11 protein-coding genes are annotated in these 16169 nt (G+C 71.6%); 5 read left to right on the forward strand and 6 right to left on the reverse strand.

Going from position 1 to position 16169, the window contains the following annotated elements; all coding sequences use genetic code 11:
* Window positions 1–22: 22 nt before the first annotated feature.
* The 3 genes from ACFUN8_RS17540 to ACFUN8_RS17550 form a co-directional block, all read right to left on the reverse strand.
* Window positions 23–1618, reverse strand: coding sequence for a DUF5719 family protein (locus tag ACFUN8_RS17540; RefSeq protein WP_383637724.1), 1596 nt, complete (start codon window positions 1616–1618; stop codon window positions 23–25).
* Window positions 1615–5442, reverse strand: coding sequence for a glycosyltransferase (locus ACFUN8_RS17545; protein WP_383637727.1), 3828 nt, complete (start codon window positions 5440–5442; stop codon window positions 1615–1617). Before ACFUN8_RS17545 ends, ACFUN8_RS17540 begins: the two co-directional genes overlap by 4 nt.
* Before the next feature lie 278 nt (window positions 5443–5720).
* Entirely contained in the window at window positions 5721–5984 is a 264-nt protein-coding gene (locus tag ACFUN8_RS17550) for a WhiB family transcriptional regulator (protein WP_023541320.1), read from the reverse strand.
* Window positions 5985–6654: 670 nt separating this feature from the next.
* Between ACFUN8_RS17550 and ACFUN8_RS17555 the strand changes: the two genes are divergently transcribed.
* Genes ACFUN8_RS17555 through ACFUN8_RS17565 form a run of 3 tightly spaced genes read left to right on the forward strand, consistent with a single transcriptional unit; the run spans window position 6655 to window position 9465 of the window.
* Window positions 6655–7155 carry a cysteine dioxygenase gene (locus ACFUN8_RS17555; protein ID WP_383637731.1) on the forward strand — a complete coding sequence of 167 codons (501 nt, stop codon included), beginning with the start codon at window positions 6655–6657 and terminating at the stop codon, window positions 7153–7155.
* Window positions 7156–7168: 13 nt separating this feature from the next.
* Complete coding sequence (cofD, locus tag ACFUN8_RS17560) at window positions 7169–8137, forward strand: 2-phospho-L-lactate transferase (protein ID WP_383637734.1); 969 nt, start codon at window positions 7169–7171, stop codon at window positions 8135–8137.
* A complete protein-coding gene (locus ACFUN8_RS17565; RefSeq protein ID WP_383637739.1) occupies window positions 8134–9465 on the forward strand; it encodes a coenzyme F420-0:L-glutamate ligase in 1332 nt (443 codons plus the stop codon). The genes cofD and ACFUN8_RS17565 overlap by 4 nt, the downstream gene beginning before the upstream one ends.
* Window positions 9466–9495: 30 nt before the next feature.
* Here the strand turns inward: ACFUN8_RS17565 and ACFUN8_RS17570 are convergent, their stop codons facing one another.
* From ACFUN8_RS17570 to ACFUN8_RS17580, 3 genes are all read right to left on the reverse strand, one after another.
* Window positions 9496–10503 (reverse strand): DNA-3-methyladenine glycosylase family protein, encoded by a 1008-nt coding sequence (locus ACFUN8_RS17570; RefSeq protein ID WP_383637742.1) that lies wholly within the window; start codon window positions 10501–10503, stop codon window positions 9496–9498.
* 331 nt (window positions 10504–10834) lie between these two features.
* The gene (locus ACFUN8_RS17575; protein ID WP_383637745.1) at window positions 10835–11917 is read right to left on the reverse strand and encodes a sugar phosphate nucleotidyltransferase; all 1083 of its coding nucleotides are present in this window, start codon (window positions 11915–11917) and stop codon (window positions 10835–10837) included.
* 62 nt (window positions 11918–11979) lie between these two features.
* The gene (locus ACFUN8_RS17580; RefSeq protein WP_383637748.1) at window positions 11980–13269 is read right to left on the reverse strand and encodes a peptidoglycan recognition protein; all 1290 of its coding nucleotides are present in this window, start codon (window positions 13267–13269) and stop codon (window positions 11980–11982) included.
* Window positions 13270–13406: 137 nt separating this feature from the next.
* Here ACFUN8_RS17580 and ACFUN8_RS17585 point away from each other — a divergent pair, with 137 nt between their 5' ends.
* Together ACFUN8_RS17585 and ACFUN8_RS17590 are read left to right on the forward strand one after the other, a co-directional pair.
* On the forward strand, window positions 13407–14171 hold the full coding sequence (locus ACFUN8_RS17585) for a TIGR03089 family protein (RefSeq protein WP_383637751.1): 765 nt from the start codon (window positions 13407–13409) through the stop codon (window positions 14169–14171).
* A gap of 216 nt (window positions 14172–14387) precedes the next feature.
* Entirely contained in the window at window positions 14388–15980 is a 1593-nt protein-coding gene (locus ACFUN8_RS17590) for an LCP family protein (RefSeq protein WP_383637754.1), read from the forward strand.
* Window positions 15981–16169 lie beyond the last annotated feature (189 nt).

Genomic DNA, 16169 nt, shown 5'->3' on the forward strand with positions numbered 1-16169 from the left:
CCCGGCCCGGCCCCGCCCGGCGTCACTTCAGTACGGAGAGGTCTTCCTTCGTCGCCGGTACGGACACCATGCCCCGGTCGTCCGGCATCGTCTGCACCGTGAACATCGGTACGCCGTCCTGCGTCACCGCCAGCGTGCGTGCCGCGTAGACCGGACCGCCCGACTCGGACTCGACCGTCAGCGCGTACGAGCCCTTAAGCCCCGCCGGCACGGGCGGGGTGACGGCCTGGGTCGTACCGCCCTTGACGGTGTACGTCTTGACGGTCTGCTCACCGCCCCCGCTGCCCGCCGAGGCCGTGACCTTCACCTTCGCCGTCTTGTCCGGCGCGGTGAGCGACAGCGTCGAGCCCTTGGCCTTGTTGTCGGGGACCGTCGCGCGCTCCGTCACGGGGCCGGTCGCCGGGATGAAGGCGACCTCCTGGTCGGCGCCCTTGCCCCGTACGACGCGCAGCGCGGCGACCACCGGGGTCTCGCCCCCGGCCTCTCCCGGGCCGATGAGGACCGAGCCGGCCTCGCCCTTGGTGACGTCCCCCAGGTCGAGCGAGGCCGTCATGCCCGACTTCACGTTGAGCGGCTCGGCGGCGGAGGACGGCACGATCGTGCCGCTCTTGCCCGCCAGTTGCACCTTCAGCTCGGCGTCGTCCTCACCGGGCGCGAAGACCACCAGTCGTACGGAGGTGGCGTCGGCCGGGATTCCGGGAAGCACCGCGCGGGGCGCGGGATCGGCCGATGCGGCCAGCCAGTCGCCGCCGATCTTCTGGTCGGCGGCGTTCACCACGGCGCCGACGCGGCCCGTACGGCTGCTGACATGGACGGTGACGTTCGGCTCGGCCTCGCCCGTGAGGGTCGACAGCAGGACGGGGACGCTGGAGCGCGCCGGGACCGGAATGCCCTCTCCCGTCGTGGACTTGAGAAGGCCCTCCTTGCCGTACAGCGAGATGTCGACGACGGCCGCCGTGTCGTCCGGGTTGGTGACGTGGACGTAGTCCTGCCGCGACTTGTCCGTGGACGCGCCGGGGAACCAGAAGTCGGTGTCGGGGGCGGTGCAGGTCATGCCGAGCAGCCCGCGCGAGTCGCCGGCCGTGACCGTGGTGGTCTGCTGGGTGGTCCAGCCGGGCGCGAGAGAGCCGGTGGCGGTGCCGACGAGTGCGGGGGCGTCCGCGCCCTTCTTGGTCCCGGAGACGGGCTTACCGGGCTCCTTGAGGGCCAGGAACGGCTTGGCCTTCGCGTCCGCCCCGTCCGCCGCGGGCTTTTTGGCCTCCTCGTCCTTGGCCTTGTCGTCCTTCGCTTCGTCGTCCTGCGCCTCGTCGTCGGTCTTCTTCTCGTCGTCGGCGGTGTCCGTGTCGTCCAAGGGCACGACGGACGGCGCCAGTTCGGCGGCCCCGCCCGTGCCCTCCCCCGGCGTCCCGGCCGGGGTGAAGGACGTGTACACCGTCTCGGCGAGCTCCGACGTGCTCGGCGCGGGACAGAGCAGGCTGCTGCGCTCCACGGGAACCCGCGCGGGCGTCTTCGCCGTCGTCGTCGTGCCGGCGGAGTCGGGCGCGGTGACGGCGGCGAACCCGGTGACCGCCGCGAGCGCCGTCGCGGCCGCGATGAGGGAGAGGGTCGTGCGGTTCACTGGTTGCTGCTCCCGTCGGGACGCTGCTCGTTCTCGGTGCCGTCGGTGTACGGCTGTTGGGCGTCGGTGTAGGGCTGCTGCCCTTCCGCGTACGGCTGTTGGACGACGTATCCGTACTGGTCGTACTGCACCTGTGCCTGCTGCTGGTACTGGTCCGCCGGGTACTGCGGGTAGATCTGGTATCCGTCGGCGTCGTACTGAGGAGCACCTTCGTACTGGGGGTCGCCCTCGTACTGCTGCGTACCGTCGTACTGCTGCGCGCCCTGGTAGGGGGCGCCTTCGTACTGCTGCTGTTCGTTCTGCCCGCCTTGGTACTGCTGTTCATTCGTGTACGAGCCGTAGTCCGCGCCCTGGTAGGCCGTCTGGGCCTGCTGGGTCTGCTGGGCGTCCCACTCTCCGTACGACTGCTGCTGCGGGACAGCTGCGGCGGCGGCGTACGGGGCCTGCGCCGGCTCCGGCGGAACTGTCTCGGCGCGGTCGGTGCCTTCCACCGGCTCCGCACCGGTCTCCAGCCCCGGCTCCGCCCCCGTCTCGGCCTCCGCCTGCGCGGCGGCCCGCAGCCTGCGTGCCCGGCGCCCTTCGCCCGACACGGGCTGTGCGGGCACCTCGGCGCCCTCCTCGGGCAGGTCGTCGTCGATCTCCTTGCGCCGCCCCGGCAGGGCCAGCACGAGCAGTACGACGGCGAGCGCGCCCTGCGCCCAGACCCACGCGCTGTGGGTGAACGTGTCCTCGTAGGTGAGGTCGAGCCTGCCGCCCTCGGCGGGGAGTTCGAATCCCTGCGCCCAGCCGTCGACGGTCGTCTTCTCAAGGACGCGGCCGTCGAGCGTGGCCTGCCAGCCCTCGGCGGCCCGGTCGGCGATCCGCAGCACCCGGCCGGCCCGGCCTGCCGGGATGTCGGTGTGGGCCTCGACCGTGGACGACCCGACGGGCAGCGGCTCGGCGTCGCTCTCGCCCTCGACGATCGTGGCCCGGGAGATCTGGCGGTCGACGCGCCACAGCGCGCTGCCGTCGAGCTGGCTGAGCCGGCTCAGGCCGGGGGTGGAGTCGAGCACGCGGGACATCTGCGCCGGGGCGCCGTCCCGCACCAGGACATAGCGGATCGCGAAGCCGCTGAGCTGGTCGGTCTGGTCGGCGCCGGAGCCCGCGACGAGGCGTCCGACGACCTTGTCGAGCCCGGGGTCGCTGCCGCCCGACTCGGTCAGCTCGGCGTCACCGAGCCGGCCGCCGGAGCCGCGTACGAGCGAGTACGAGACCTCCGCGGGCGACGTACCACCGAGGATCAGCGTGCGCGGCTGGTCGCGGGTGATGCTCTCCTCGGCGACGAATGCCGGTACCTGCACCGGGTCGCGCCTCTCCAGCGGGCCGGACGCGCCGCTGATCATCCAGCCGCCCGCCGCGAGCAGCGGCGCCGCCCCGGCCGCGAGGGCGATGACCGCCGCGACGGGCTGTCGCCAGCCGAAGCTCTGGCTGGCGACGCGCTCCTTGGCGCCGTCGGCGCCGAGCACGGCCGCCGCGATGAGCGCGAGACCGTAGACGAGGGTGGCGGGGCCGGCCCAGCCGGAGTTGTTCGCGAGGACGGCGAAGACCAGCGCCACGAGGGCGGCCACCCAGGCCGCCCGTACGGCGAACTGCCGCTCGCCGCGCAGCAGCGCGGCCAGTGCCGCCAGGACGACGCCGATCAGCAGCACCCCGCCCGCGGCCTTGGGGCCGCCGGGACTCATGCCGAGCAGATCGAGCGCGGTGGCCTGTCCCGTACCGAATTCCAGTCCCGCTTCGCGGAAGAGGTCGCCCGGTGCCGTCAGGAGCGAGAGCGACCAGGGGGCCAGCACGAGCAGCGGGGTGCCGACCACGGCCAGCAGGCGCAGCCCGTACGCCACGATGTCGTCGCGGCGCAGCACCAGGACGACGAGGCCGAGGACGAGTGCCATCGGCCAGACGACGGGCGTGAAGGCCATCACGAAGGTGAGCAGGAAGGTGTAGGCCCAGGTGGCGCGCCAGCTGCCGCGCGCGGCGCCCGGGGCGTCCGCGGTGCCCGTCCGCGGGGCGGCGCGGAAGCCGTACGCCGCGACGGCCGCCCGCGCGATCAGCGGCAGCAGGATGGCCAGCACGGCCGTGCCGAGCCGCCCGGTGGCCAGGGCGCCGGTGGCGGCGGGCAGGAAGGCGTACGCGACGCTCGCCCAGGCCCGCAGCAGTTTCGACTCGATGAGCGGCCGGGAGGCGAAGTACGCGGTGACTCCGGCCAGCGGTACGGAGCAGACGAGCAGCAGGGTCAGCGCGAAGCCGGTCGACCCGAGGAACAGGGCCGACAGGGCGGCGAGGACCGCGAGGTACGGCGGCGCCGTCTGGGTGCCGCCCGTTCCGATGGGGTGCCAGCCGTCGGCGTAGCGGGACCACAGGCCCGCCACGTCCGGCGGTGCGGGCAGCAGGGCGCCGCCCGCGAGTGCGCCGCCGCCGAGCAGTGCGCGGCAGGCGACGAGAGAGACGACGAGCAGTACGGCGAAGAGGACGGGGCCCGGCTTGTGCGCGAGGCGCTTCAGCCGCGCGAACTGCTCGATCTCCAGAAAGTCCGCGTCGTCCCCGCCGGGGCCCGACTCCACGACGCCGTGGCGTGAGCCACCGGCCTCAGTCTCGGAGCCGCCACCGAGGCTTCCAGCTACTTGCTCGACCGTTGCCCGGACGGTGGCGCCGGGTGGCGGGAAAAGCGCGCGAAGTTCGCTTGCTTCGACGACGCCTTTGCCTCGTCGTTTTCGCGCGCCGATGATTCTGCCGGGCCGCAGCAGCGTGCCCGACAGACCCATGACTTCGTCGACGGCCTGTCCGGGGGCCTTGCCCACCAGGTAGGCGACGGTGCGCAGGAGTGTGCCGACGACGAGCCGCAGTAGTACGTAGGGCAGCACGGCGCCGCGCGAGTTGACGAGCATCGTGTAGACGGCGCCGGCCTTGTCGACGCGGTGCGGGTTGACGACGGAGCGGCCCGCGCAGTCGACGGTGCGGCGCTCGCGTGCGGCGGCCTCGGCGTGCCGGAGGACGGCGTCGGGCGCGACGAGCACCCGGTGTCCCGCGGCGTGGGCGCGCCAGCACAGGTCGACGTCGTCGCGCATCAGGGGAAGTCTGCGGTCGAAGCCGCCGAGTTCCTCCCAGACGTCCCGGCGGATGAGCATGCCCGCGCTGGAGACGGAGAGCACGGTACGGACCTGGTCGTGCTGGCCCTGGTCCTGTTCCCGCCGGTCGAGGCCGGTCCAGCGGCGTCCGCTGTTGGCGATGGAGACGCCGACCTCCAGAAGCTGCTTGCGGTCGTACCAGCCGCGCAGCTTGGGGCCGACGATCGCGGCGTGCGAGTCGGTGTCGACGACGCGCAGCAGTTCGGCGAGGGCGTCGGGGTCGGGCGCGCAGTCGTCGTGGAGCAGCCACAGCCACTGCACGGGTTCGCCGTGGGGCAGTTCGGGCATGTCGTACGCGTCGTCGTGCCAGGTCCGGGTGGCCGGGTCCCAGCCGCTCGGGCGTTTCAGATACGGCAGGTCGTCGGGCGTGAGCACGCCGGCGGTACGGATCGCTTCCTCGACGGCCGTACCGAAGCTGGTGCGGCGGGCGAGGTGGACGACGCGGTCGGGGCCGAGCGATTCGGTGAGCAGCGTGGCCGATTCGTCGGCGCTGCCGGTGTCGGCGGCGATGACGTTCTGTACGGGGCGTTCCTGGCCGATCAGCCCGGTGAGGGCGTCGGGGAGCCAGCGGGCACCGTCGTGGGAGACGAGCACTGCGGTCACGACGTGCCGCGGGTACTCCGGTGCGGTGGCTGAATCGAACGCGGCTGTGGTGGCGGACATCGAGGTAGGGGCCCTCCGGCCGGGGGGTCGCCCCGACGGGGCGTTGGGGCGTCTCGGACGGGGCCCCACACTAACGGTACGAACAAGCGCCGGATCGCCGAGCGCCTGGACAAACCGGACGACCTGGGAGACAGCGCCGGGCCGGGCCGCCCGTGCCGGTCACGACAACGGTCCGCCGCCTGCGAAGAGGACGCAGACCACGGACCGTTCAGAAATTGTCGCGCGAGGTAACACGTGGGCTATCGCGCAGGGTGCGACTGGAGAATGGCCGGAACTGTTCAAACCGCGGCCTTCTTGAGACGGCGGCGTTCACGCTCGGAGAGACCGCCCCAGATACCGAATCTCTCGTCGTTGGCGAGGGCATACTCCAGGCATTCGGAGCGGACCTCACAGGCGAGACAGACCTTCTTGGCCTCGCGGGTGGAGCCGCCCTTCTCGGGGAAGAAGGACTCGGGATCGGTCTGGGCGCACAACGCGCGCTCCTGCCAGCCGAGTTCCTCGTCCGCGTCCTCGACCAGCAGTTGTTCGAACAGCTCGGTCATGTGCGCCCCTCGTCTGTCTTTACGTCCCCGTGCTTGCGGCCGTTACCGTTTTCGGCCGAACGACACGAGTGAAATTACAAGTGTGCGGATACGAGCCAGTCAAGCCGAGATCTGCTATTGGTCCCGGTATTCACTCTCCGGAACCAAGGCTATGCGGAAAGTGTTCAAATCACCAAAAACCTGACACATGCCACTGGCCTGCCCGCATCCACTCCTCCCCGAGGGAGACGTCAGGAGCCTCGTCGATGTTGCGATCCAGCCACCGAAGCGATCCGAATCACAGTCCGATCACAACGGCGCGACGGTGTTTGCGAGCACGGCTGCTGCGCCATGTCTCCACGTCAGCGGCTGCACAAACCTTTCTCCGAACTCAGTAACCGGATGAGGTGAAACATTGCCGCCAAATCGGTCATTGAGTTGACAAGCGGGAACCGTTCCCGCCACCTTTGAATGCATGCCGGTCAACTCAGCCTCGTACGCGATCCACACCCGTGGATTCCGCAGCGCTGTCCAGGCCCGCTGTTGCTGTTCCTGTTGTCCGAGCTGTTGAGCCACTGAAGCTCCGGCCGAACACATCGTTCGCCCCGCTCTCCGCGCTTTCGCGCTTTCTCGCATCTCCGCTCACCTCCCGTAGCTCGCTCAGGCCTTCTGCCGAGGAACCTTCACACCCATGAACAGCGACAGCGACCTTCAGATCGCAGGCGACCTCCTTGAGGTGCCGCACCTTCTCCAGCCCGCCCGTGAGCATCCCGGCACCGTGGCCGAGTTCGCCGGTCTGGCCCGTGCGATCGCCGCCGACCGCGCCCGGTGGGCCACGCTCGTCCGGTACGACGCGAGCAGCCGCTGGTACCACCGGCTGAGCGCCGGCCCCGGCTACGAGGTGTGGCTGCTCTCCTGGGTGCCCGGCCAGCGCAGCGGCCTGCACGACCACGGCCGCTCGTCCGGCGTCCTGACCGTCCTCGACGGCGAACTGACGGAGCGTACGCAGACGGCGAGCCGCTCGCTCGGCGGCGGCGCGCAGCGCGTCTTCGCCCCCGGATACGTCCACGAGGTGGTCAACGATTCGCTCGAACCGGCCGTGAGTCTGCACATCTACTTCCCGGGTCTGACCGAGATGCCGATGCACTCCGCCCGGTGCGCCCCGGCGGCCCAGGATGTCGTACCCGCCTGACAAACTGCACAGCATGCGCATTGTGGTTCTGGCCGGCGGTATCGGTGGTGCCCGTTTCCTGCGTGGCCTCAAGCAGGCCGCGCCGGACGCGGACATCACGGTGATCGGCAACACCGGTGACGACATCCATCTGTTCGGGCTGAAGGTCTGCCCGGACCTCGACACGGTGATGTACACCCTCGGGGGTGGCATCAATGAAGAGCAGGGCTGGGGACGCGAGGGCGAGACGTTCCAGGTCAAGGCGGAGCTGGCGGCGTACGGCGTGGGGCCCGAGTGGTTCGGCCTCGGCGACCGCGACTTCGCCACCCATATCGTCCGCACACAGATGCTGGGCGCCGGTTATCCGCTGAGCGCGGTCACCGAGGCGCTCTGCGCGCGCTGGAAGCCCGGGGTGCGGCTGCTGCCGATGTCCGACGACCGCGTCGAGACCCATGTCGCCGTCGATGTGCCGGACAGCCCCACCGGCGAGCGGAAGGCCGTGCACTTCCAGGAGTACTGGGTGAAGATGCGCGCCTCCGTGGAGGCCCACGCGGTCGTGCCCGTCGGCGCCGACCAGGCCAAGCCGGCGCCCGGTGTGCTGGAGGCCGTCGCCCAGGCCGACGTCATCCTCTTCCCGCCGTCCAACCCCGTCGTCAGCATCGGCACGATCCTGGCCGTGCCGGGAATCCGCGAGGGCATCGCCGACGCCGGGGTGCCGGTCGTCGGGCTCTCCCCGATCGTCGGGGACGCGCCCGTACGCGGCATGGCCGACAAGGTCCTCGCGGCGATCGGCGTCGAGTCGACGGCCACCGCCGTGGCGCAGCACTACGGTTCGGGGCTGCTGGACGGCTGGCTGGTCGACACGGTGGACGCGGCCTCGGTCGCGGAGATCGAGGGCGCGGGAATCCGCAGCAGGGCCGTACCGCTGATGATGACGGACCTGGCCGCGACCACCGCGATGGCGCGTGAGGCGTTGGCACTGGCCGAGGAGGTGCGGACGTGACGTCCGACGAAGCGTCCTACAAAGGTGCGGCCGAGGCCGTGTCGTACAGCGTGCGGGCGCTCGAAGGGCTGCCGGAGGTCCGCGCGGGTGACGATCTCGCGAAGCTGATCGTCACGGCGGGGCCCGGTCTGGCCGACGGCGACATCCTCCTCGTCACGTCGAAGATCGTGTCCAAGGCCGAGGGCCGGATCGTCGAGGCGCGGGACCGTGAGGCGGCGATCGACGCGGAGACCGTCCGCGTCGTCGCGCGGCGCGGACCGCTGCGCATCGTGGAGAACCGGCAGGGTCTGGTGATGGCCGCGGCCGGTGTCGACGCCTCCAACACCCCTTCGGGGACGGTGCTGTTGCTGCCCGAGGACTCCGACGCCTCGGCCCGCGCGATCCGGGACGGACTGCGGGACGCGCTGGGCGTGGACGTCGGTGTGATCGTCACGGACACCTTCGGCCGGCCCTGGCGCAACGGGCTGACGGACGTCGCGATCGGCGCGGCGGGCGTGCGGGTCCTGGACGATCTGCGCGGCGGTACGGACGCGCACGGCAATCCGATGAGCGCGACGGTCGTCGCCCTCGCCGACGAACTGGCCGCCGCGGGCGACCTGGTGAAGGGCAAGGTTTCCGGACTGCCGGTGGCGGTCGTGACCGGTCTGGCCCATCTGGTGGGCGAATCGGCGGACGGCGCACACGCGATGGTGCGGGTCGCGGCCGACGACATGTTCCGGCTCGGGACGTCCGAGGCGGTACGGGAAGCGGTCACCCAGCGGCGTACGGTCCGGGAGTTCACCGACGAGCCGGTCGATCCGGGCGCGGTGCGCCGCGCGGTCGCCGCGGCCGTGACGGCGCCGGCGCCGCATCACACGACGCCGTGGCGGTTCGTCCTGCTGGAGTCGCCCGAGTCGCGCGTCCGGCTCCTCGACGCGATGCGGGACGCGTGGATCGCGGACCTGCGCCGCGACGGCAAGTCGGAGGAGTCCGTGGCCAAGCGGGTGCGGCGCGGGGACGTGCTGCGCGCCGCGCCGTATCTGGTGGTGCCGTGCCTGGTGGCGGACGGCGCGCATACGTACGGCGACGAGCGCCGCGACGCGGCCGAGCGCGAGATGTTCGTGGTCGCGACGGGCGCCGGTGTGCAGAACTTCCTCGTGGCGCTGGCGGGTGAGCGGCTCGGCTCCGCGTGGGTGTCGTCGACGATGTTCTGCCGCGACGTCGTACGGGACGTGCTCGAACTGCCCGCGAACTGGGATCCGATGGGCGCGGTGGCGGTCGGTCACGCGGCGGCGGAGCCGAGGAGCAGGCCGGGGCGTGCGCCGGAGGACTTCATCGAGGTGCGGTGAGCACGGCCCCGACGGCGCGCGTCACAGGCTCTACAGATGGGCGATTCTGCCGACGGCCATGCGGGGGGCGCGGCGCGGTGGCGTACGGCCCGTGAGGAGGATGAGCCGTACGGCGCGGTGGCGCTGCCCGGCGTACGGCTCAAGCAGTTCGAGCATCCCGGCGTCGTCGGTGTCGGGGCGGCCGGCGAGCGCGTAGCCGACGATGCCCGGCAGATGGAGGTCGCCCACGGTGACGGCGTCCGGGGCGCCGTTCGACCGCTGAAGGATTTCGGCGGAGGTCCAGGGGCCGATGCCGGGGATCAACTCCAGGCGGGCGGCGGCGAGTTCGGGCTCCATCGCGGCGGCCTCCTCCAGCCGGCGGGCGACGCGGACCGCGCGCGCGATGGTGTCGGAGCGCTTGGAGTCGACGCCTGCCTTGTGCCACTCCCAGGACGGGATCATGGCCCAGGTGCGGGGGTCGGGCATGACGTACATGCCGCTGTCGCGACGGCCGTCGGGTGAGTCGCCGTACGGGCCGGGGGCGGGCTCGCCGTACTTCCGGACGAGATGGCGCCAGGAGCGGTTCGCCTCGATGGTCGTGACCTTCTGCTCCAGGACCGACGGGATCAGCGACTCCAGGACGAGGCCGGTACGGCACAGGCGCAGGCCGGGGCGGCGGCGCTGGGCCGCGGCGAGGAGCCGGTGGCGCGGGACGAAGGCGGCGGGGTCGTCCGCCGCGCCGAGCAGTTCGGGCAGCCGCTCCAGCAGCCAGTCGGCCCCGGGGCCCCACGCCTCGGCGCGCACGCCGCCGTCGCCGGCCCTGACCCGCAGGGTGCCGGGCCCGGCGGGCGTCCGGGTGGCGCGGACGGCGGAGCCGTCGGAGGCGGCACGGTAGGTGGGGTCGGCGGGGCCGCGGCGGAGGGGCCCGAGGACGAGCCCGAGTTCGAAGGCGTCACCCGGCGGGGTCCAGGTTCGGGTCTTCGCGCCGGTGCCGTCGCCGCCGGTCCGGGGGACGGGCAGGGCGGTCGTACAGGTTCGGGGGGCGAAGCGGCCTGCCACAGGGGTCCTCGGGGGTCGGGGTCTGTGACGAGGGTAGGCGGTGCCGGGGCGGGGCCTCTCCCCTACCCCGCCCCGTCCCGAAACCGGGGGCGGGCCCCGGACCCCCGTGCCGGGGCGGTGAAGCGGCGCCGTGAACGATCCGCGGGGCAGGAGCCGACGCACCGGCCCTCCGCGCGGCCCGGAGATTCCGGTGCGCACCCCTCCCGGGCCCCCGTGCCGGGAGGCGACGCGGTGGACGCGCGGGGTCGGCGTCTGTCCTCGATCGCCGGGCGGGCTCAGTACGGCCGCCGGACGGGCTCGACCAGCCCGTCCGGCGATCGAGCGACCAGCGCTACTCGTCCGACGAGAAGCGGATCGAGGCGGGCGGGAGTGTCACGTCGCACCAGACGCGCGCCCCCGCGCGCAGTTCGTTGTCCGGGCCCACCGTCGCGCCGTCGCCGATCACCGCGCCCGAGAGTGTCGTACGGGCTCCCACGCGCGCCCCCGCGCCCACCAGGGAATCGGTGATGACCGCCCCGGGGCCGATCACCGCGTTGTCCAGGATCGCGCTGCCCGAGATACGGGCGCCTTCCGCGATCACCGCGCCCGCGCCGATCACCGTGCCCGCTGTGAGCTTCGCGTCCGGGGCGACCGTGGCCGTCGGGAGGACGAGGCGGTCGCCGCAGCGGCCGGGGATCGCGGGCGACGGGGCCACGCCCAGGACCAGGTCCGCCGAGCCGCGCACGAAAGCCTGGGGGGTGCCGAGGTCCAGCCAGTACGTGGAGTCGACCATGCCCTGCAGATGCGCCCCCGACTCCAACAGGCCCGGGAACGTCTCGCGTTCCACCGACACCGGGCGGCCGGCCGGGATCGAGTCGATCACCGAGCGGCGGAAGACGTAGGCGCCCGCGTTGATCTGGTCGGTGACGATCTCCTCCGGTGTCTGCGGCTTCTCCAGGAACGCCGTGACCCGGCCGTCGTCGTCCGTCGGCACCAGCCCGAACGCCCTCGGGTCGTCGACCCGTGTCAGGTGCAGCGAGACGTCCGCCCCGGACGACGCGTGGGTGTCGACCAGCGCGCCGATGTCGAGGCCCGTCAGGATGTCGCCGTTGAAGATGAGCACCGGGTCGTCGGGACCGGAGTCGAGCCGGGAGGCGACGTTGCGGATCGCGCCGCCGGTGCCGAGTGGCTCGTGTTCGGTGACGTACTCGAGGCGCAGGCCGAGCGACGAGCCGTCTCCGAAGTACGGCTCGAACACCTCGGCCAGATACGACGTCGCGAGGACGATGTGCTCGACCCCGGCGGCCCGCGCCCGTCCCAACTGGTGTGCGAGGAACGGAACGCCGGCCGCCGGGACCATCGGCTTGGGCGTGTGCACCGTGAGCGGCCGGAGCCGGGTGCCCTTGCCGCCGACCAGGAGGATCGCTTCAGTCACCTTGTTCGTCTCTGCTTCCTGCTGGGGACGGCGGTCCCCCGTGCAGGGGGTGACCAGCCAGTCTAGGAGCGTCCCTGATACTTCGCGGCCGATACACGGACCGCGCCCAGCTTGCTGTACAGCCTGTTGCCGGGGCAGTCGGTCACGAACCCGTCCCGGTGGCCCGAGATCGCGTTCATGCTGACCTTCTTGCCCTTCTTGAACTTGTTGCTCCCCGCCGACGTCAGCGTCACCTTGCCCTTGGGGTTGATCCCGTGCAGCCCGAGCTTCCAGGCCGCGAGCTTGGCGACCGCCGTGGTGACGGCCGCGGGCGGGTTGGTCGTCGAGTACGACCCGAGGACGGCGATGCCCGTGCTGTTGGTGTTGAAACCGAGGGTGTGAGCGCCCATGACCGGCTTCGTCACGCCCCCGGCGCGCCCCTCGTAGATGTTTCCGCACTTGTCGATGGCGAAGTTGTAGCCGATGTCCCGCCAGCCGCTGCTCGTCACGTGGTAGCGGTAGATACCGCGAATGACGGAGGGTGCCTGCTTGCAGGTGTAGTTGTTGCCCGTCGCGCTGTGATGGACGAAGGCGGCCTTCACCGTCTTCGTGTAGCCGAGCTGCCTCTCGCGCAGCTTCTCGTTCGCGCCCCACCCCTTGCGGGAGATGATCTTCGGGCGCGGGGCCTTGTACGGCTTCGCGACGGCGCCCGTGGCGCTCCCCGCGGCCGTGGTCGCCTTGCCTGAGCCGGTGGAGCCGGTGGCGTCCGTGGGGACGGCCTGGCCCCGGGAGGCGTCGGCCTCCGTCACCGGCAGTTGCTCCGGCGCCTCCCCCGGGTCGATCAGCTCCAGGCTCAGCCCGTGCGGCAGGGGCGCGCGGGCGGGGCGGGTCTCCGGGTCGGCGTCGGGGTTGTCGTACCCCTGGACCCGTACCTGGACACCGTCCGACGCCCCGACCCACAGCGGCGCCGTCGAGCCCCGCACGGTGCCGGAGTCGCGTTCCGACGTACCGAGGTCGGCGCCGTGCTCGGCGTTGTGGGTCTCCAGGTCCTGCCAGCCGGACCAGTCGCCCGTTTCGGCGGACCGGTTTCTGACCTGGACCGAGCCGTTGAGTTCGGCGTCGGCGTCGTCCCAGACGACACCGACGAGCGAGAAGGGTTGGACGTCCCGCTGGGGCAGCCCCTGTTCGGTGGCGACACCGGAGGAGCGTTCGGACCCGAGTGGGATCAGTGGCAGCGACTCGGTGGAGCCCGGCACGGGAGAACCCGTCCGAGCGTCCCGGGGAGCCGCCGCAGCCCCGGAGGGCAGGGAGAGCGGGAGTACGAGTGCCGCGGCACAGGCGACGCCGATCGAGGAAGACAGGAATGCACGCATATCCCGATCGTGCGGCCGCCCGGCCGGGCCCGCCTTCCGGGAGCACCCAAGGAAACTGACGGGCCATCGGACCAACCGGTGGACGGCGTCACCGGTACGGCGGTGCGCGCCCGGCCGCCCCACGTACCCTTGCCCGTGTGAACGCCAGCGACCGCACCCCCGCCGACCTGCTGCGATCCGCCCTCGCCACGGATCCGGTCCGCCCCTTGGTCACTTTCTACGACGATGCCACCGGTGAACGTGTGGAATTGTCCGTGGCCACCTTCGCCAATTGGGTGTCCAAGACCGCCAACCTCCTTCAGGGCGACCTCGCCGCCGCGCCCGGCGACCGGCTCGCGCTGCTGCTTCCCGCGCACTGGCAGACCGCGGTCTGGCTGCTCGCCTGCTCATCGGTCGGGGTGAGCGTCGAGATCGGCGGCGACCCGGCCGACGCGGACCTCGTCGTCACCGGTCCCGACACGCTGGACGCCGCCCGCGCCTGCCGGGGCGAGCGGCTGGCGCTCGCGCTGCGGCCGCTCGGCGGCCGCTTCCCGCAGCCGCCCGACGGCTTCACCGACTACGCGGTGGAGGTGCCCGGCCAGGGTGACCGGTTCGCCCCGTTCGCGCCGGTGGACCCGGACGCGACCGCGCTCGTCGTCGCCGGTACGGAACTGACGGCGGCCCAGATCGTCGAGCGGGCCCGCGCCGACGCCGCGGCCCTCGGCCTGACGGCGCCGGGCGCCCGGCTGCTGTCCGGCAGGCCGTACGACACCTGGGACGGTCTCTCGGCCGGGCTGTACGCGCCGCTCGCGGCGGACTCGTCGGTGGTGCTGTGCCGCAATCTCGACCAGTTGGCGGCGGAGGGACTGGCCAAGCGGATCGAGAGCGAGCGGGTCACCGGCACGGCCGGCGGCACGGCGTAGGAGAACGGTGCCGGGGGCGGCGTACGAGGTACGTGACCACCTCCCGCGGCGACACGGTGACCTGATGGTCCGACGGGTTCCGGCGCGGAACGCCGCCTCCGGTAGATGATCGTCGGTAGATCTAGTTCAGGGCACAACCAAGCGCGCGGTTCGGCCGTCTACTCCTGAAACCGGCGGAGCCGTGCGCCGCCGACGCCATGAAGGATGGACTCCGCCGTGACCGACAGTGCTGGCACGCCGCCCGAACCGGACCCCCGGGCAGAGGACGAGCCGCCGACCGCGTCGCCCGGGTCCGACGGCGACACGACCGCGAACGACAGTGGCAACGGAAGCAAGAAGAAGGGACAGGGGAAGGGGAAGGGCAAACCGAAGGGCGGGGCCAAGGCCGGTTCGAAGAGCGAGCCGAAGGCCGAGCCCTCCGAACCTTCCGAGCCGTCCGAATCCTCCGCCTCCGAGCCGTCCGACGACACGGCAGACGCCGAGGACACCGCAGATGCGGCGGAGACGGCAGGTGCGGCAGGTGCGGCAGGTGCGGCAGGTGCGGCAGACGTTACGGGCCGGAGTGACGAGCCCGTAGCCGCCTCCTCCGTCGTCCCCAAGGCCGAGGCCGTCGCGATCCCCGACGGGGCCGACCCCGACGACCTCGACCCCGCCGCCGCCCCGCGCAAACGCCACTGGCTCCGCTGGACCGCGCTCGCCACCTCCGTCGTCGTCCTCGTCGCCGCCGGTGTCGGCTGGTGGTTCTACCAGAAGCTCGACAGCAACATCACCACCGACACGACCGCCGCCGCGGAGCTGCGGACGTACGAGAAGGAACGCCCCAAGCCCATCGCCGTCGACGCGAAGAACATCCTTCTGATCGGCTCCGACACCCGCTCGGGCGCGGGCAACGGCAAGTACGGCCGCGACGACGGCGGCTCGCAGCGCTCCGACACCACGATCCTGCTGCATCTCGCCGCCGACCGGCAGAGCGCCACCGCCATCTCGATCCCGCGCGACCTGATGGTCGAGATCCCGAGCTGCCAGACCTCGGACGGCAGACGCTCCAACAAGCAGTCCGCGCAGTTCAACTGGGCGTTCCAGTTCGGCGGCGCGGCGTGCTCGATCCGTACGGTCGAGACGCTCACCGGCATCCGCGTCGACCATCACATGGTGATCGACTTCAGCGGCTTCAAAGACATGGTGGACGCGGTCGACGGCGTCGAGGTCTGCCTCAAGAAGCCCGTCGACGACGTCGACGCGCATCTGAAGCTGCCCGCCGGCAAGCAGACCCTCACCGGTGAGGAAGCGCTCGGTTTCGTACGGGCCCGCAAGACCATCGGCGACGGCAGCGACACCGAACGCATGGAGCGCCAGCAGCAGTTCCTCGGTTCGCTCGTCAGGAAGGTGCAGAGCAACGGTGTTCTGCTCAATCCCACGCGGCTCTATCCGGTGCTGGACGCGGCGACCAAGTCCCTGACGACCGACCCCGGTCTGAACACCCTGCGGGATCTGTACGACCTGGCGCGGGGTCTGCGGAACGTACCGACGGAAAAGGTGCAGTTCCTGACCGTACCGCGACAGCCTTATGTGAATGACCCGAACCGCGACGAGCTGGTACAGCCGGACGCGGGGCGCCTGTTCACACAGCTGCGCAAGGACGAGCCCGTCTCGGTCGTGTCGGCCGAGGAGAAGCAGGCCGAGGAGAACACACAGCGTGACGGGGGAAGTTCGGAAACGGATGGAAAGCCGGACGACACGGGATCGTCGAGCGCCACTCCGACTCCGACTTTCCCGGGCACAAATGCCGCCGCGGGCCTGTGTGAGTAAAGGCAATACCAAGGAGTGGTCGGCAGTCTATGACGATTGGGCAGATTGCCCCCTTGTAAGAGGAGTCGAATTTGTCACTGGCGTCGCTCGACGCTGAACTGGGCGGATAGTGTGACGCGATCCGGTACATCGCTCGGACCGCGAGGTCGCGCACTGCCGGATCGAAAGACCGAGCGCCTTTGGGGGAAG

Source organism: Streptomyces sp. NPDC057307 (assembly GCF_042667665.1).
GTDB lineage: Bacteria > Actinomycetota > Actinomycetes > Streptomycetales > Streptomycetaceae > Streptomyces.